Origin of the sequence: Streptomyces sp. NPDC048417 (genome assembly GCF_040651615.1) — a bacterium.
In the GTDB taxonomy this organism is placed as follows: domain Bacteria; phylum Actinomycetota; class Actinomycetes; order Streptomycetales; family Streptomycetaceae; genus Streptomyces.
On record NZ_JBEZKI010000044.1, the window covers coordinates 1 to 17,975 of the forward strand.

15 protein-coding genes and 1 pseudogene are annotated in these 17,975 nt (G+C 70.8%); 14 read left to right on the forward strand and 2 right to left on the reverse strand.

What is annotated here, in order from left to right:
* A pseudogene (locus AB0D59_RS45245) lies at positions 1-231 on the forward strand (hypothetical protein); the annotation flags it as partial.
* Between the two features lie 571 nt (positions 232-802).
* Here the strand turns inward: AB0D59_RS45245 and AB0D59_RS45250 are convergent.
* Both AB0D59_RS45250 and AB0D59_RS45255 read right to left on the reverse strand, forming a co-directional pair.
* Positions 803-1,495 carry a GntR family transcriptional regulator gene (locus AB0D59_RS45250; protein WP_362577488.1) on the reverse strand — a complete coding sequence of 231 codons (693 nt, stop codon included), beginning with the start codon at positions 1,493-1,495 and terminating at the stop codon, positions 803-805.
* Between the two features lie 270 nt (positions 1,496-1,765).
* On the reverse strand, positions 1,766-2,926 hold the full coding sequence (locus tag AB0D59_RS45255; protein ID WP_362577490.1) for a lactonase family protein: 1,161 nt from the start codon (positions 2,924-2,926) through the stop codon (positions 1,766-1,768).
* Between the two features lie 894 nt (positions 2,927-3,820).
* Between AB0D59_RS45255 and AB0D59_RS45260 the strand changes: the two genes are divergently transcribed.
* The 13 genes from AB0D59_RS45260 (at position 3,821) to AB0D59_RS45320 (ending at position 17,968) form a co-directional block, all read left to right on the forward strand.
* Entirely contained in the window at positions 3,821-4,615 is a 795-nt protein-coding gene (locus AB0D59_RS45260) for an ABC transporter ATP-binding protein (protein ID WP_362577492.1), read from the forward strand.
* 236 nt (positions 4,616-4,851) lie between these two features.
* Complete coding sequence (locus AB0D59_RS45265) at positions 4,852-5,541, forward strand: SRPBCC domain-containing protein (protein WP_362577494.1); 690 nt, start codon at positions 4,852-4,854, stop codon at positions 5,539-5,541.
* Complete coding sequence (locus AB0D59_RS45270; protein ID WP_362577496.1) at positions 5,538-6,398, forward strand: aldolase/citrate lyase family protein; 861 nt, start codon at positions 5,538-5,540, stop codon at positions 6,396-6,398. The genes AB0D59_RS45265 and AB0D59_RS45270 overlap by 4 nt, the downstream gene beginning before the upstream one ends.
* Positions 6,399-6,504: 106 nt before the next feature.
* Entirely contained in the window at positions 6,505-7,575 is a 1,071-nt protein-coding gene (locus tag AB0D59_RS45275) for an amidohydrolase family protein (protein WP_362577498.1), read from the forward strand.
* Entirely contained in the window at positions 7,572-9,227 is a 1,656-nt protein-coding gene (locus tag AB0D59_RS45280) for a thiamine pyrophosphate-binding protein (protein ID WP_362577500.1), read from the forward strand. Before AB0D59_RS45275 ends, AB0D59_RS45280 begins: the two co-directional genes overlap by 4 nt.
* A 5-nt stretch (positions 9,228-9,232) precedes the next feature.
* Positions 9,233-10,144 carry a hypothetical protein gene (locus AB0D59_RS45285; protein WP_362577501.1) on the forward strand — a complete coding sequence of 304 codons (912 nt, stop codon included), beginning with the start codon at positions 9,233-9,235 and terminating at the stop codon, positions 10,142-10,144.
* A 67-nt stretch (positions 10,145-10,211) separates the two neighbouring features.
* A complete protein-coding gene (locus AB0D59_RS45290) occupies positions 10,212-11,390 on the forward strand; it encodes a DUF3500 domain-containing protein (RefSeq protein WP_362577503.1) in 1,179 nt (392 codons plus the stop codon).
* Positions 11,391-11,447: 57 nt separating this feature from the next.
* Positions 11,448-12,326 carry a hypothetical protein gene (locus tag AB0D59_RS45295; protein WP_362577504.1) on the forward strand — a complete coding sequence of 293 codons (879 nt, stop codon included), beginning with the start codon at positions 11,448-11,450 and terminating at the stop codon, positions 12,324-12,326.
* A gap of 85 nt (positions 12,327-12,411) precedes the next feature.
* Positions 12,412-13,395, forward strand: a complete 984-nt coding sequence (locus tag AB0D59_RS45300) for an ABC transporter substrate-binding protein (RefSeq protein WP_362577505.1) — start codon at positions 12,412-12,414, stop codon at positions 13,393-13,395.
* A gap of 166 nt (positions 13,396-13,561) precedes the next feature.
* The gene (locus AB0D59_RS45305) at positions 13,562-14,416 is read left to right on the forward strand and encodes an amidohydrolase family protein (protein ID WP_362577507.1); all 855 of its coding nucleotides are present in this window, start codon (positions 13,562-13,564) and stop codon (positions 14,414-14,416) included.
* Positions 14,417-14,513: 97 nt separating this feature from the next.
* Positions 14,514-15,218 (forward strand): GntR family transcriptional regulator, encoded by a 705-nt coding sequence (locus AB0D59_RS45310; RefSeq protein ID WP_362577509.1) that lies wholly within the window; start codon positions 14,514-14,516, stop codon positions 15,216-15,218.
* 49 nt (positions 15,219-15,267) lie between these two features.
* The gene (locus AB0D59_RS45315) at positions 15,268-16,860 is read left to right on the forward strand and encodes a carboxylesterase family protein (RefSeq protein ID WP_362577510.1); all 1,593 of its coding nucleotides are present in this window, start codon (positions 15,268-15,270) and stop codon (positions 16,858-16,860) included.
* A 13-nt stretch (positions 16,861-16,873) separates the two neighbouring features.
* The gene (locus AB0D59_RS45320; protein ID WP_362577512.1) at positions 16,874-17,968 is read left to right on the forward strand and encodes an ABC transporter substrate-binding protein; all 1,095 of its coding nucleotides are present in this window, start codon (positions 16,874-16,876) and stop codon (positions 17,966-17,968) included.
* Positions 17,969-17,975: the final 7 nt, after the last annotated feature.

The window sequence follows — 17,975 nt, forward strand, 5'->3', positions numbered from 1 at the left end:
GGCTACGAAGCCGTCCCGATCGCCTACTACACCGGTTGCGACTCCGCACAGACGGCAGGCCACGACGCCAGCATCACCATGGCCGAGCTGACGCGCGCCGCCCACCGCACACCCTTCGCCGTCCTCGTTCCGCCGGGGAGACGTCCGCCCGCGTACGCACGCACCTGGCCCAAGGAGCGGGTCGGCGTTCTCCGGGCGTACACGTCACCCGGTGTACGGCAGGGGAGGTGACCGCATGCCACGCCTGCCGCGACAGGGGCAGCCGGATCGCAGCCGTGGCGGACACGGAGTGTCCTGGGCGGGTCGGGCGTTCCGGTGTGACCGAAGCGATGGTCGAGTCCTGACGCCCGTGCTTGTCTTGCGCCATGGATCTGCTGGGCGGCGGCGATGAGAACGCCTCTGTGATACCCCTCCGTGCTCTTGCGACGGCGCTCGGCGCTGCCGTGGTCTGGGGTGCCGGGGAGGACGCCGACGTCAGCGACGTGATCATCGCTGAGCCGGGCGAGACACCCGCGGCCGTTCCCCGCGCGCTGGGTCCTGGCCACCGGCGCGCGGGACGAAGCCGCTGTGGACACCGTGACCTCCGCCGGGAAGACGGGGGCGAGTGCCGTAGCCGTCCGGCTCAAGGACGGTAGCAGGAGCTGGTGGGACCGAGGCCGCTACGGCCTCAGCCACCTTTCGGTGTCTTTCACCGTCGTGCTGTGTGGTGCGCCCGGTTCTCCCCGCGCGCCCCGGGCGGCGCGGACACTCCACGGACACTCGACGGATTCTCCGCGCTCCTTCGGCCGGCCGCGCTCCTCCGTCATTCGGCGACATCCCGGGTCGACCGCAGCAGCAGGGCTCTGCGGGCGGCGCCGACGTGGTGGCGCATCGCGGCGACGGCCGCGTCAGGGTTGCGGGTGAGCACGGCCAGGAAGATCGCCTGGTGTTCCTCGAGCGATCCGGTCCGCGGATGGTGCGCGGTGAGGTCGCGGTACTGCCTCATGACGAGGGGATAGAGCAGCGTGTCGTAGGCACGGGCCAGCGTCTGCTGGTGAGCGGCGCGCTTGATCTGTTGATGGAAGGTCCGGTTGCCCTGGGAGTAGCCCGCTTGGTCACCGCTCGCCTGGCAGTCCGCCATGAACTGAAGCGTACGGCGCAGCGCCTCGATCTCCTCCTCGGTCGCGCGTTCGGCGGCCTTGCCGGCCAGGGCCGCTTCGAGCGTCTCTCGCGCCTCCAGGATGTCCAGGGCCTCCTCGGCCGTGAAGTCCCGGGTACGGACTCCCCGGTTGACCTCGCTGGTGACGTAACCCTCCTGCGTCAACTGCACCAGTACGGACCGCATGGTGCTGCGCGAGACGCCGAACCGCTGTGTCAGGTCCGCTTCGGTGAGCCGGGTGCCCGGCGCGAAGCTTCCCGACTGCAGGAGTGAACGCAGGCCTTCGTAAGCCTGACTGTGCCGCGTCGACGGGCCCTTCTCGGAGTCGGCCGTGTCGTCGTGCTGCTTCGGGTTCACATGATCACCTGTGGCTCGGGGAACGTCTGCCGGCTATCGAGCAGTATGGCTGGCGACCGAGGAGGCGTCGCCTCGCGCAGGAGGTGTCACCCATGCTGCGGAGGGCGGTGAACACGACCGCTTCGACAGTGATCACCAGGGCGGTCGCCTCGACGAGCGGAAGACGAGATGGCGGGCGACGGCGGGCGACGGCGGGCGACGGCGGGCCACGGCAGGCGTCGCCGGCGGACACGCTCCCGGCCTCACCCCTGCCCGGCGGTGACCCGTCCGTCACGAAGGTCCGGCGCCGGGTCCTTCCGTCCGGGTACGGAAGGCGATGCAGTCGGGATTGGGCACGGCAACCGAGGCACCCGTGTCCGTGAGATGCCCGGACGCCCGGTCGACCGCGAAGAGGTTCACGCTTCCGCTCGCCTCGTTCGCGACGAACAGCCACCGTCCCTCGGGGTGCAGGGCGAAACTCCACGGCGTGACGCCGGCGCAGGGGAGGCGCTGGGTCTCGGCGAGCAGACCGGTCGCGGGGTCCACGGAGAAGACGACCAGGGCGTTCTCGCCGCGGTTGGACGTGTACACATGCCGGCCGTCGCGGCTGACGGCCAGCTCGGCGGCGCTGGTGGTCCCGGTGTGGTCAGCGGAGTTGGTCGGCACGATCTGACGGGCCGTCAACACGCCATGCTTCGCATCCCACCGCAACACCTGTATGTCCGCGGTGAGTTCGTTCAGCAGGTAGAGCGTCCGGCCGTTCGGATGGAAGGCCAGCCGCCGCGGGCCCGAGCCCGGTGCGGTCGCGAAGGAGCCGGGCCCCTCGGACGCGTCGGCGGACATCCGGTGGGTGGCCGGGTCGTAGTCGTAGACGAACACCCGGTCCGCGCCGAAGTCCGCGACCAACGCGTACCTGCGGCTCGGGTCGACGATCACGTAGTGAGGGTGCGGACCCGACTGGCGTGGACTGGGGCCGGACCCTACGTCCTGGACGACCGAGGCCACGGCACGCAGGCCGCCGTCCGGGCCGACCGGAACGGTCACCGCGGAGCCGGCCGCGAAGTCGGCGACCAGCAGAGCGTCCGCCTTCCTGGTCAGTCCGATGTACGACAGCCCGCCGCTGCCCGTCGGGACCGGCTCGACCGTGATCTCGTCGAGTTGCCGCAACGCCCCCGACGCGTCGTCGATCCGGAAGACGCGTATGTATCCGCCCTGCTCACCGCCGGCGACGTAGAGAACGGGGCGGGTGGGGTGCGCGGCGACCCAGTTCGAGCTGACGTGGGCCACGGATCCCAGTGAGGTCATGGTCCCGCGGCCGGGGTCGAACCGCACCGCGTACACCTGCCCCTGCCCCCAGGTGCCGATGTAGAGCAGGTCGCTCGGCCGATCCGGGGCGGCGGCGGCCGGTGTGCCGGAGAGCAGGGGTGTGGCCGCCGCGGCCGACATCGTCATGGCTGTCAGCACGGTTCTGCGGGAGGGGCGCGGTGGAGTTGGTCCGCCGTCCCCCGCGGGGTGCGGTCGGGGCTGAGACCGGGGAGAGTCGTTCATCTAGCGACGCCTTTCTCAGGAGCGGGACGCGGGCGTTCCAGTCCTCTGGCCGTGCCGACTGCCCGGAGGACGAGCTCTGCGAGTTGTCTGACAATGTTTCCCGGGAAGGTAGCCTGCGGGGCTCGTCCCGACAAGGAGTGCGCACCAGAAACCTGTTTCAAGGGTCCAAGTGTTCAGTCGCGGGTAAGGATTGCCTGACAATCCATACCGCGTGCGCCTATCCGCGGTGTGCTCTGAGCGCGCGACCCCCGTCCGGTACCGAGCCGCTGTCCGGCAGGGGCGGGCTGGTACCCCCTGGCCGGACACCCGAACATCCGCCGCGCCTGGGCGGTGTGGAACGCCGATTCCGACCGCCGCGGCCTCGGCCGCCTCGTCGCCGCCCTCGCTCGGCCCGCCGCGCGACAGCCCCGGTGGCGGATCGGGCAGCGCCCAGCAGGCGGTGGTGCGTGGCTTCGGGCACCCGCGGCGGAGAGCGTGGCGAGGCGTCGGCACTCATGTTGTCCAACAATGATGAGGTGGGAGTGTCGCTGAAGATGAGAGAAGGATGTTTTTTTTACGCGATTCTTGTCCGCCGAAGTCCGTGGTGTTACGTTCCCATCACCGCTTGTCGGACAATCTTGGAGACACGCGATGTCACCGAGACGGCCTCGCCGTAAGGATCCAGCCGACCCCGGCGCTCCTTCCGAGGCATCCATCACCCCACGGTCACCCGTTCACGTCACGCACCAACGCCCCTACCGGCACGAGCGCACGGCCCCCGCTTCGTCTCTTCGCGGTGAGGGAGCCGAGGAGACAGCCATGTCGACCAGTCAGCGCACCTTCCACCCGGAGGCACTCCGTCTCGACGACGTCACCCTGCAGTTCCCCGGCACTCATCGACCTGCGATCGAGGCCGTGTCGTTCAAGGTCGATCGCGGCAAGGTCGTCGCCGTGATAGGGCCCAGCGGGTGCGGGAAGAGCACCATCCTCAACCTGGCCGCCGGACTGCTCACTCCCACCCGGGGCGAGGTCCACTACGCCGGCGAGCGCGTCACCACAGTCAACTCCGATGCCGCTTACGTGACGCAGCACTCGCATCTGCTGCCCTGGCTGAGCGTCAAGGCCAACATCGGCCTGGCACTCAAGTTCCGCAAGGTCCCCAAGGCCGAACGCGAGGAGCGCGTCGCCCACTGGGTGGAGCTCGTCGGCCTGACCGGCTTCGAGGACCACTACCCCCGGGAGTTGTCCGGCGGTATGCAGAAGCGCTGCGCCATCGCGCGTGCGCTGATCTACAACCCGTCCATCGTGCTGATGGACGAGCCGTTCGGACCGCTGGACGCCATCACGCGGCTCGAACTCCAGCAGGAACTGCTCAACATCTGGCGTGAGCAGAACGGCACCCTCGTCTTCGTCACGCACGATCTCAACGAGGCCATCTACCTGGCCGACGAGGTCGTCGTGATGTCGAAGGGGCCCGGTACGGTCCGTCGTGTCATCCCGGTTCCCTTCGAGCGCCCGCGCCAGATCGGCTCGCTCGTCGAGTCCCCCGACTTCTCGGAGCTCTACAACGACCTCTGGGGTCTCTTCGCCGCGGAACGGAAGCCCGCCGCGTAGCCCCGGCGCGTAGCGTGCCGAGCAGCCTGCCGCAGAGGCCGGTCGCGCACGTGGGCCGGTGAGTCCGATACCAGCGGTCGTCCGCCCACGCCGTCACACCCCACGCCGTCACGCCCCACGCCGCCACGCCCCACGCCGCCAAGCCGACATGCCCTCACGCCGCCAAGCGGTCATGCCGTCATGCCTCCACAGCTTCCCCGTGACGTCATGTCCGCCGCCGAGTAAGGTTCACAGTTTTGATATCGATCAAGGAAGAGATCCTCGTCCCGAGTCCGCCCCAGCGTGTCTGGGAGGTCATCTCCGACCCCTCCGCCGTCGTGTCGTGCATCGGTGGCGCAGAGCTCGGGCCGTCGCACGACGACGGATCTTTCGACGGAACCCTGGCCGTCAGATTCGGCGGTCTCCGGGTCAAGTTCGCCGCTCGGGTCGCCCTCGACCTGGACGAACCCGCACATGAGGGCCGTCTGACAGCCCGGGGCGCGGACGGGCAGGGTGCCACCCGCTTCAGCGCCGGCGCCACCTTCCGGGTCGCCGAGGGGCTGACCCCCGGCAGCTCACGGGTCTTCTGCGACGGCGAGATCAAACTCAACGGCAAACTCGCCAAGTTGATCGAGTCGGGCGCGGGGATGGTGGTCTCCCGGATGACGAAGGAGTTCACCGACGAACTGGTCAAGGCGTGCGCGTCGCCCGCCGAGCCGGTCACGGCGGACGCCACCGACCCTCTCGCATCGGCGTCCACGGAGCCCCGCGCGGCGGCGCCCGCCGGTGCGGCCACGGCCGCACCCCGCCGCCCCACCGGCCTGCTCGACCGCCTGCGCGCGTGGTGGGCGGGGCGGCGCTCCGGCCGCCGGGGACGGTCGTCTCGGACGGCGCCGCCCTCGGTGAACAAGTCCGCCGAAGCACTCGGCCAAGGGGGTCGGCGATGACAACGTCCAGGCTCAACAAGGTGATCGGCGCCCTGGACGCGGGACAGCACGTCTTCGCGACCTTCTCGGCGGCCGACCCGGCGTCCGCGACCGAGCTGAGCAACTCGGCCTACGACGCGGTGGTGTTCGAGATGGAACACAAGCCGTGGGACATCAACGCCCTCAAGGACAGCTTCCAGTACCTGCTGAGCCGACGTCAGATCTTCGAGTCGGACAGCCTCGCGCCGGCCGTCACCCCGCTGGTGCGCATCCCCGCCAACGGGGCGGAGAAGGCGCAGTGGCACGCCAAGCAGGCCCTCGACCTCGGTGCGTTCGGTGTCGTCTGGCCGCACATCTCCACGGTGGAGGAGGCCCGTAACGCCGTCGCCGCCTGCCGTTACCCGCGGCTGCCCGACGCTCCGCGCCACGAGCCCGCCGGCCTGCGCGGGGACGGACCGCACGCGGCCACGCGCTACTGGGGCATCTCGAACATCGAGTACTACGCCAGGGCCGACGTGTGGCCGCTCGCCCCGGACGGGGAGATCCTCGTCGGCCTGATGATCGAGGACCAGCTCGGCATCAGGAACCTGCCGGACATCCTCGACCGGGTACCGGGGATCGGGCTGATCCTGATCGGCGAGGGCGACATGAGCCAGGAACTGGGCTTCCCCCGCCAGTACGAGCATCCGCGGGTGCTGGAGTGCAAGCGCCGGATCCTCGACATCTGCGGGGAGCGCGGGGTCGCCGTGGGCCACCCCCATGTCACCGCCGGCAACGTCAAGCAGGTGCTCGACGACGGATACCGCTTCCTGATGTCGGCGCCGGTGCGCACCTACCCCGGCCTGGACAGAGCCCGCGAGCTGACCGGCCGCGACTGACGTGCGCCGCACCGCCGCCGGTGCCGCACAGCACCGCCGCCGGTGTCGCACAGCCCACCCGGGCGCACCCCACGCCACCACCGCTACGCGAGTCTCGGAGCATTTCATGATCATCGACTGCCATGGTCACTTCACCACGGCACCCCCCGCGCTGGGCAAGTGGCGGGAGAGGCAGATCCAGGCGTTCGAGGAGTCCGGCGCCCGCGTCTCGCCCGACGAACTGCACATCGGCGACGACGAGATCCGCGGCGCCATCGAGAACGGGCAGCTTAAGCTGCAGACCGAGCGGGGCACCGACCTGACGGTCTTCTCCCCGGGCGCGGGCAAGATGGCCCACCACTACGGCGACGAGCGCACCAGCCTCGACTGGTCGCACGTCAGCAACGACCTGATCGCCCGGGTGTGCGGTCTCTTCCCCGACCGGTTCGTGGGCGTGTGCCAGCTCCCCCAGTCCCCGGGCGACGCCCTGCCCGCCTCCGTACGCAACTCCGTCGTCGAACTGGAGCGTTGCGTCGAGGAGTTGGGGTTCGTCGGCTGTCTCCTGAACCCCGACCCGTCGGACGGGTACTACCAGGCCCCGCCGCTGACCGACCGGGTCTACTACCCGCTCTACGAGAAGATGGTCGAGCTCGACGTCCCCGCGATGGTCCATGTCGCGATGTCGAGGAACCCCGCGCTGCAGGGGACCTGCGCCCACTATCTCGCCGGTGACACCGCGGCGTTCATGCAGCTGTGCGAGTCGGACCTGTTCAGGGACTTCCCGACGCTGCGGCTCGTCCTGCCGCACGGCGGCGGCGCCGTCCCGTACCACTGGGGCCGCTACCGCGGCATGATGCAGGACCGCGGCCGGCCGCCGCTGGAGGAGTCGGTCCTGCGCAACGTCTACTTCGACACCTGCGTGTACCACAAGCGCGGCATGGAGCTGCTGCTGGACGTCATCCCGGCCCGCAACGTGCTGTTCGCCTCGGAGATGATCGGCGCCGTCCGCAGCGTGGACCCGGAGACCGGGCGTCGGTTCGACGACACCAAGTACACCCTCGACTCCATCGACAGCCTGAGCGACGCCGACCGGCAGGCGGTCTACGGAGGCAACGCGCTGCGGGTCTTCGCACGGCTCGACGGCGTCCTCAAGGCCCGGGCGACGGCCGCGGCGAACACGAAGGAGTCCCAGCGGTGAAGGTCTACGAAGCACTGGCCGAGGCGTTCGTCCGGGAAGGCACCAGCGACGTCTTCGGCATGATGGGCGACGCCAACATGCACTGGATGGCCGCGCTCGCCGACCGCGGTGTGCGGCTGTACGAGGTGCGGCACGAGGGCTCCGGCCTCGGCATGGCGGACGGCTGGGCGCGCGGCGCGGGGCGGCCGGGCGTGGTCACCACGACCAGCGGTCCCGGTGTCTCGCAGCTGGCCACCTCGATGATCGTGGCCAGCAGGGCAGGTACCCCGCTCGTCGCCTTCTGCGGGGAGACCCCCCTGGGTGACGAGGGCGCCACCCAGTACCTCGACCAGCGGCGCTTCGCCGCCGCGATCGAGTGCGAGTTCATCCACGTGACCCGGCCCGAGAACGCCCAGGAGGCCGTGCGCCAGGCGTTCTACCTGGCCCGTACCGAGTCCAGGCCGGTCATGATCAGCGCGCCCGTCGACGTCCAGACGGCCGAGCTGGACGACTACGACGAGGACTACGTCCCCTCCACCGCCCTGATCCGCACGCCCCGGCTGCTGCCGGACCCGGTCGCCGTCGACGCCGCCTGCGACCTCGTCCGCAACGCCAAGCGCGTCGTCGTCATCGCGGGGCGGGGCGCGCGCACGGCGGACTGCGGCGAGCAGATCCTCGCCCTGCAGCAGCAGACCGGTGCGCTGCTGGCCACCACCCTTCAGGCGAAGAACTGGCTGTGCGACCGCACCGACTTCCACGTCGGCCTGTCGGGCCTGTTCGGCGACAAGGCGTCGATGGAGCTGCTCCAGGAGGCCGACTGCGTCATCGCGGTGGGCGCCAGCCTGAACCACTACACCATCGAGAGCGGCTACCTCTATCCCGAGGCCAAGTACATCCAGATCGACACCGCCCCGCACCTGGTGATGGGGAACGGCAGGACGGCGGACTGCTACCTCCAGGCCGACGCGGTCACCGGCGTCACCGAACTGACCCGGGCTCTGCAGGAGCGGTCCGTCCGGCTGGAGGGCTTCCACACCGACGCCGTCCGGCAGCACCTGACGGCCCGGCTCCGGGCGCCGGCGGAGTACGTACGCGAGCCCGGACGGCTCGACCCGCGCGAGGCGATTTGGATCCTCGACCACGAACTCCCGGGCGAGATGGGGCTGGTGCTGGGCAGCGGACACCAGACCGACTTCGGCACCATGCTCTTCCAGCGCTCCCGTGACGTGCTCTCCAACTACGGCATGTTCGGCGCGATCGGCCAGGCCCCGCTGATCGCCCTCGGCCAGCTGATCGCGCAGGGCAACAGGCCCGGCTTCGTGGTGGAGGGCGACGCCAGCTTCCTCATGCACCTGTCCGAGTTCGAGACGGCGTGCCGCTACGACGTCCCGCTGCTGGTCGTCGTGATGAACGACCAGGGCCTGGGCGCCGAGTACCACAAGGCGAGGGCGAAGGGCCTCGACCCGGAGCTGGCGACCATCTCCACGCCCGAACTGGGCACGGTGGCACAGGCGTTGGGCGGCGGCGGAGCCACGGTCCGCACCCCGCAGGAACTGCGTGACGCCCTCGCGGAGTACGTGCGCGCCCCCCGGCCGACCGTCGTCGACGTCCGCATCACCCGTGAGGTGCTGAGCACCCCGTACCGGCGCATCCAGTACGGCGAGGACGTGTGAGCGGCATGAGCGGGAACCACCCGGCGGCACCGCTGACCGTCCTGCTGGGCGACTACCCGCACACCCGGCCGCTGAAGGACGGCACCGTTCCCGTGGCCGGAGTGGACTGCCGCCATCTGGAGTCCGCCCCGCTGCCCCCGGCCTTCGCCCGCATGGTCCGCGACCTGGCCTACGACATCTGCGAGTTGCCGATGGCCACCTGTCTCCAGGCCCGTGACGCCGGCATCCCGCTGACGCTGCTGCCGGTGGTGCTGGTGGGCAGCACCCACCACCGCTCCCTGACCCGGCTGCCGGAGGACTCGGCGTTCGGCCCCGGGGACCTGGTGGGCCGGCGCGTCGGGGTCCGCTCGTACGGCCAGACGACCGGGTTGTGGGTGCGCGGCTGGCTGCGGGAGGAGTACGGGGTCAAGGCCTCCGACATCACCTGGGTGACCACCGAGGACGTCCATGTCGACCAGTACGTCAACCCCCCTTACGTGCAGCGGTCGACGGCCGAGCGGGTCGGGGACCTGCTGCGCTCCCGCGACGTCAGTGCGGCGGTGCTCGGTCCGAAGGCGATCGGCGGGCAGGGCGCGGGACTGGTCCCGCTCGTGGCGGACGCCGAGGACGCCGGGAAGGCGTGGACCGAGCGGCACGGCACGATCCCGGCGAACCACCTCCTGGTGGTGCGCGACGACGTCCTGCGCGACCGCCCCGACGCCGTGCGCGCCGTCTACCAGGCCCTGACGCAGGCGATCGCGGACACCGCGGACCAGCGCGACGACTCACCCGCCGGACGCGCGGTCGCGGCTGGGTGGAGCACCTCGCTGACCGCCTGCCTGGAGATCGCCGGACGGTACGCCCTGGAACAGGACCTCATCAGGGAGCCGGTGGACGTCGCGGCGATCGAACACGAGACGGCCTTCCTCGACACATGAGGAGGCGAACGGCCACGGCGCGCCGCCCGGCGGCGCACCCGTCCAGGACATCGAGGAAGGAGCAGCGGTGGGAGAGCCGGTAGGGCTGCGCAAGCGGGGCAACCCGCCCACGCGCAAGCCGGAGACATGGACACCCGACCTGCTCGACAAGGTCGCCTGGCGGGTGAAGGCGGCGAACGAGCCCTTCCGGGGAGTGGCCACGTCCGACGGCGTCCGGCCGGGACTGTTCCCGCTGCGCGGCACCGGCGCGGACGTCCGCGGGGTGTACCGGGCGGCGGAGGACTACCTGGCCGGGCTCACGGAGAAGCAGCTCGCCGAGGGCCGGTTCCCGATGGACGACGTGAGCTGGCGCCACTGGAACAACGGCGCCCGGTACTTCCTGCGTCACGGCATGCTGCTGGAGGACTTCGACGACGCGCAGCGCGAGCGGGCCCTGGCCGTCGTCCGCGAGAGCCTCAGCGCGGACGGCTACCGCCAGATGGTCGACCTCATGCACCTCAACCTCACCATCGGTGAACTGAGCGACAACACGCACGGCCTCAACGAGTGGCTGTACTGGTTCTCCCTCTACGGCGAGCCGGAGAACGGCGGCCCGTGGGGCTGGCAGCTCGACGGCCACCACGTCAACATCAACTGCGTGTTCGTCGGGGACCAGATGGTCCTCACCCCCTCCTTCCTCGGCGCCGAGCCGGTGATCGCCGGATCCGGCAAGTACGCCGGGACCGTGGCCTTTCGGGGCGAGGAGGCCCTCGGACACGAGCTGTTCACCCAGCTCGACCGGCGGCAGCGGGAACAGGCCGTCATCGCGGACACGATGCCGGCGGAGCTGTTCGTCGGGGCCTTCCGGGACAACTTCGAACTCGACTACCAGGGACTGCGGCTGAGCGAGCTGGCGCCCGGCCAGCGGGACACGGCACTGCGCCTGCTCGGGCTCTACGTGAACCGGGCCGGCGACCAGCACGCCCGGGTGCGTATGGAGGAGGTGCGCGCCCACGAGGGCGACACCCGCTTCGCCTGGATCGGCAACCCCGACGGCACCTTCTACTACCGGTTCCACAGTCCGGTGATCCTCGTCGAGTTCGAGCACATGCCCGGCGTGCTCTTCGACAACGACTACCACTCGCGCCGGCACATCCACACCGTCGTGCGGACCCCCAACGGCAACGACTTCGGCGTCGACCTGCTGCGCCGGCACCACGAGCGGCACCACGGCCCCCGTCCGGCACACCCCGACCAGCGGGCCTGACACGCCCCGCCGGTTTCCGGGCAAGACACGCCGGTTCCCATGCAAGAGGAGACAGACATGAAGTTGGTGCTCGGCCGCGACGATCTCGCGGCAGCCGCGCTGTCGGCGGCCCGCGAAGCCGGTGCGGAGCCGGAGCGGGTCGACGTCAAGCCGGTGCACAAGGCCTCCCGCGGTTTCGTGAACACCTCGGACGTGGACCTGTGCGAACTCGCGATCGTGACCGTGCTGCAGGCCGTCGCCCACGGCAAACCGGTGCTGCTGCTGCCCGTCACCACCCTCGGACGCCACCAGCACCAGACCCTGGTGACCCTCGGCCGGCTGTCGGTCGCCGACGTCGAGGGACACAGCGTCGGGGTCCGCGCCTGGAGCCAGACCACCGGCGTGTGGGTGCGCGGGTTCCTCACCGAGCAGTACGGCATCGACCTGCGCAAGGCGGACTGGACGACCTACGAGGGCCATCACGTGGACGGCGCCGAGGACCCGTCCTGGGTGAGGCGGGCACCGGAGGGCACCAAGCTGCCGGCGGACTTCCTGGCAGGCCGGGTCGACTTCGGGATCATGGGCAACGAACTGCCCTCCGACGACCGTATCCGCACCGCCGTCGACGACGCCCACGAGGTCGCCGAACAGTGGTCGAGGGACCAGGGGTTCATCCCGGTCAACCACGTCGTGGGCGTGTCCGGGGCGGCTGCCGAGGAGCACGGCGTTGCCGTCCTCGCCGCGTACGACGCGATGCGGGCGGTGCTCACCGCGAAGGAGGAGGGCGGCCCGGTCGCCCGGCACCCCGTGGGCTTCGAAGGCCTGCGCGCCGCGTTCACCAAGGCCGCCGCCTACGCGCTGGAGCAGGACGTGATCCCGCGGGCGGTGGACTACGACGAACTCGTCGAGCGGACCTGCGCGGCACTCGGCGTGGCGCCGTCCCGGCTCGGCGGCTGAAGACCGCCGCGCCCTCCCGGCCCGGCGGCTGAGGACCGCGGCACGGACGGTCCGACCTCACGACACACGAGCAGGAGAACAAGGCATGGACAAGCTCACCGTGGTTCTCGGGGACTACCCGCACGCGCAGCCGCTGCTGGACGGCGACGTGGCCGTCGACGGGTACCCGGTGGAACCGGTGGAGGTCAAACCGGTCATCGGCGCCTACCGCAGGATGATCCGCGACCTGGAGTTCGACGTCTGCGAACTGGCACCGGTGTCCTATCTGATGGCACGCCAGGCAGGCGTCGCGCTGACCGCGGTCCCGGTGTTCCTCAACCGGCGCTTCCACCACGGCGACGTGCAGTGCGCCGCCGACTCCGGCATCCGGGTGCCGCGGGACCTGGAGGGACGCCGGGTCGGCGTGCGCGCCTACTCGGTCAGCACCGGTGTGTGGGTGCGCGGCGTGCTGCGCGAGGAGTACGGCGTCGACATCGACAGCATCACCTGGGTGGTCGACGACGACGACCACGTCGAGGGCCGGGTCCCCGCCAACGTCGAACGGGTCACCGACGGCCGCTCGCTGGGCGAGCTGCTGCGCGCCGGGGAGATCGACGCCGCACTGACCGGCAACGCCGGGACCGGACGGGCGGGCGCGCCCCGGGCCGGCTGGACGGCGGCGTTCGAATCGGAGGCCGGTGGCGACGACAGCCCGTACCCGCTCTTCCCCGAGGCCGGAACACTCGCCGTGGACCACTACCTGCGCACCGGCGTCTACCCGCTGCACTCGCTGGTCGCACTCCGCTCCGACCTCGTGGAACGCGACCCCCGCCTGGCGACCGGGCTGTACGCGGCATTCGCCGAGAGCAAGCGCCGTCACCTCGCCGACCGGCCCGCCTGGTCGGCGGTACCCCGACTCGCCCGCCAGGCACAGCAGATCGGCGGCGACCCCGTCCCCTACGGCATCGAGGCCAACGCGCCCAGCCTGAACGCGATGGTGCGGTTCGCCAAGGACCAGGGACTGCTCGACCCGGACTTCTCCGCCGACCTGCCCTCGCTGTTCGCCGCCGGCGACTACCCGGACTCCTGAGCGGGCCCGGACCGCACACACCGAAGACAGACGCCTGAGCGGGCCCCGACCGCACACACCGAAGACAGACGCCTGAGCGGGCCCCGACCGCACGCACCGAAGACAGACGCCTGAGCCGGCCCGGACCGCACACACCGAAGACAAGGAAGACAAGGGAGCACCAGACGTGGACATCGTCGACGCACACTGCCACATCATCTCCGAGGACCTGGCCCGCTACCCCAGGGCACCGATCGGCGGGAAGCAGTCGGAGTGGGCCGCCACCCGGCCCGTGACCGCCGAGGGCATGGTCAGCCGCATGGACGACACCGGCATAGCCCAGGCCGTCCTGGTGCAGGCCACCACGAACTACGGCTACGACAACTCCTACGTTCTGGACAGCAGCCGGCGCCGGCCGGAGCGTTTCGTCGCCGTCGGCACCGTCGATCCGCTGCGCCCGGACGCCGCCGCCTCGCTCAAGGCCGCGGTCGGCGACGGCGGCCTGGCCGGAGTACGGCTGTTCACCAGCGGCAGCACCGTGCCCACCCAGGGCGAATGGTTCGTCGCCCCGGAGACGTTCCCCTTCTGGGAACAGGCCGCGGAACTGGACCTGCCGGTCTGCCTCCAGATGCGCCTGGGACCGGCCACCGGGCAACTGGTCGAGCTGCTCGAGCGGTTCCCCGGCGTGAAGGTGCTTCTCGACCACATCGGCTACCCCGACATCGCCGGCTCGCCCGCACGGGCCGGCGCCGAGGTCGCGGAACTCGGCGGACACCCGGGCCTGCACCTCAAGCTCACCCACCGCAACCTGGAGCGGCTGCGGGACGTCGGGGACCGGGCGGGTGACTTCCTCGGCCCGGTCGTCGAGGCGTTCGGCGCGGGACGGATCGCCTGGGGGTCGAACCTGCCGGCGGCCGAGCAGTCCCTGCCCGAACTCCGCGCCCTGGCCGAGGACGTCCTCGCCGGGCTGCCGGAGCAGGACCGTCAGGAGATCTTCTCGGGCACGGCCCGGCGACTGTATCCGGGGCTCGTCCGTCCCTGACCGTCCGACCGCGGTTTCCCGCTGCCGCCAGGGCCCGGCCACGTCGGCCGTCCGCCCGTCGGCAGGCGTCCTCTCCGAGCAGACCTACAGGGTGATCATGGTGGATTCCAACGGCTTCGACGACGACGCGAGCCGCACGCTGCTGACCAGGCAGAGCCAGGCCTACGAAGGGCTGCGCTCGCTGCTGCTGTCGGGCAGCGTCGAACCGGGCACCCGGCTCACCGAGGCCGACCTGACCCGGATGTTCAACGTCTCGCGCAGCACCATGCGAGCGGTCCTGGTCCGGCTGACCCAGGAGGGCTACGTCACCAGCGAGGTCAACCGCGGGGTGCGCACCCGTAGCTTCTCGGTCGAGGAGGCCGCGGACATCCTGGAGGCCCGCGAGACGCTGGAGTCCGCGCTGGCGGGCAAGGCCGCGGAGCGGGCCACCGAGGACGAGATCCGCGAACTGCGCGACACGCTGGAGCTGATGGAGGACTGCAAGTCCCGCGGGGACGCGACGGGTTACTCCCGGGGCAACCGGCGCTTCCACCAGCAGGTGAAGGAGGCCGCGCACCAGCAGACCCTGGCGCGGGCCTACGACACCCTCCTGTACCCCCTGGTGATGCGCCAGTACCGCAACCTGTCCGCACCGCACCCGCGTACCGGATCGCTGGAGGAGCACCAGGCCATCCTCCTGGCCATCGTCACCCGCAACCCCCCGGCGGCCGTCGCCGCCATGCTCCACCACGTCGCCTCCGCCCGCCGCGCGCTGCTGCTGCAGGCCCACCGGGAGCGCACCGCCTCGGCAGTGGACGACTGAGGATGCCGTTCTGCTCTGCGCACTCCGGCGACGACCAGAAAGGGAGACCATGCACCAGCCAGTGAAGACCGAAGCGGGACTGGTCGGCGGCATACCGGGGCGGGACCGGTCGATCACCGTCTTCCGCGGCATCCCCTATGCGGCCCCGCCGGTCGGAAGCCTCCGCTGGCGGTCGCCTCAGCCACCGTTGCCCTGGACCGGCGTGCACGAGGCCGTCAGGTTCGGCCCCATCTGCCCGCAGGTGCCGGGGTCCGAGCTGAACGGCAACGACCTGCCGATGAGCGAGGACTGCCTGCGCCTCAACATCTGGACCGGGGCGAACCCCTCGGACGGACACCTGCGCCCGGTGCTCGTCTGGATCCACGGCGGCGGCTTCCGGGTCGGCACGGGGGCCAGTCCCCGTTACGACGGTGAGGCCCTGGCCCGCAAGGACCTCGTGGTCGTCACCTTCAACTACCGTCTGGGCGCCTTCGGTTTCCTCGCGACACCCGAGCTCAGTGAGGAGTCCGGCCACCACGCCTCCGGCAACTACGGACTGCTCGACCAGATCGCGGCGCTGAAGTGGGTCCGGCGCAACATCGTCCACTTCGGCGGCGATCCCGGCCGGGTCACGATCGCCGGACAGTCGGCCGGCGCCGGATCGGTGAACTTCCTGAGCATGTCGCCGCTGGCCAAGGGCCTCTTCCAGCGGGCCGTGGCGCAGAGCCACGCGCGCCACTCCCGCGACCCCGACCTGCGGTATCTGGGCACCTCCTACCGGACTCTCGCCGACGCAGAGGCCGCCGGCGCCCGCTACGCGACGGAGCGCGGGGCGCGGACCCTCGACCAGTTGAGGTCGCTGCCCTGGCAGAAGCTGGTGGAGGGGGACGGCTCCGCGGTCGACAGCGCCGTCGAGACGGGCGGCCCGGCCAAGCCGCCGTCGTTCCGCCCGGTCGTCGACGGCTGGGTGCTCCCGAACGGCTACGAGGCGACGTACACCGAGGGGCTGCAGAACGACGTCTGGTACCTGGCCGGGAACAACCTCGACGAGAGCGGGGCGGTGCCCGCGAGCGCCTTCGCGGAGTACCGGGCGCTCGGACGGAAGTCATGGAGACCGGGCGCGCCCCCGGTCCACCTGACGCGGAAGGACTACGTCGACGCCTCCCGGCTCAAGTTCGGGGCGATGACCGACGAGTTCCTCCGGCTCTACCCCGCCGGCACGGACGACGAAGCGGCGCACGCCCATTGCGCCGCGGTGCGCGACAACGCCCGGATCTCCACCTGGCTGTGGGCGAAGGACTGGGCCGCGCAGGCGCACCGGCCGGTGTACACGTACTTCTGGACCTACGCCGCCCCGGCGGGCCGGCGCGCCCGACGCGCCGCGCACGGCTCCGAGATCGACTTCGTGTGGGGCAACCTCCACCCCGGACACGCCGGCTGGACCGACGAGGACCGCGACGTCGCGGAGACGATGAGCGGCTACTGGGCCAACTTCGCGGCCACCGGCGACCCCAACGGACCGGGCCTGCCGCACTGGCCCGCGTGGACACCCGACACCCCGGCCGTCATGGAGGTCGGTGCGGGCTTCGGCCCGATCCCGCTGGCGGATCCGCCCCGGTTCGACTTCTGGAAACGCTTCTTCCTTACTCAGCAGGCTTGGTGACAGGAGACCGCTCATGACCCACGACAACCCGGCCACTCCCGCGGCCCGCAGAGGAATCCGGCCGCGGCACGCTGGCAGCCGCCGGCTTCTCGCCCTCGCCTCGGCCGCGGTGCTCGCCCCGGCGCTGCTCACCGCCTGCGGCGGCGACTCCGGCACCACCACGACCTCGGACGGACTCGTCCAGGTCACGGTCGGTGGCGGAGGCAGCATCTTCGACACCCCGCTGCAGGTGGCCGACGCCAACGGCTACTTCCGCGAGCAGGGCCTGAAGATGAAGTTCGTGACGCTGACCGCGGCCACCGGTCCCTCGGCGCTCCAGTCGGGTTCGGTGCAGTTCTACGACAGCAGCCCCACCGCGTTCGTGTCCGCCCTCGCCAAGGGGCTTCCGCAGCTCGCGGTGTCCTCCGACGGTCTGGGTAACCCGCTCGGCCTCGTCGTCAGCAAGAAGTTCGCCGCCGCCCACCAGCTGACCGCGAAGAGCCCGGCCGCGCAGGTGGCCAAGGCGCTGTCGGGGTCGACCGGCGGTGCCAGCTCGGCCAACACCAAGGCCGAGGCCGGCATCTTCCTCGACAAGTACGGCGTCGATCCCGACAAGTTGGTGAAGTGGGTGTCGCTGCCGAGCCCGGCCGCGGACAAGGCCGCCATCAACAGCGGCCAGATCGACTGGTTCGTCACCTCGGAGCCGATCCCGCTGCAGATCCAGAACGACGGGGACGGTGTCGTGGTCGCCGACCCGTTCAAGGTTCCCGAGTGGGCCGCCGAGGACGCCGGCTACGGACAGCTCGTGGTCACACAGAAGAGCTACGCCACCGCCCACCCCGACGTCGTCAAGAAGTTCGCCGCGGCGGTCCAGCAGGCGACGGCCTACATGAACGCGCACCTCAAGGACAGCAACGACCAGACGGTGCTGAAGGCGGCGCAGAAGTCCCTCACGGGCGTGCCGGACAGTGTCGTGCAGGCCAGCCTCCAGCAGGTCGACTGGCCCACCAGCGGCTCCATGGACGCCGTCGGCTGGAAGAAGACCATGGCGTTCCTCGACAGCCTGGGAACGCTGCCCGCGGGCGCCAAGGTCACCACCGACAACTGGACGAACAAGTACCTGCCGTGAGACGGCC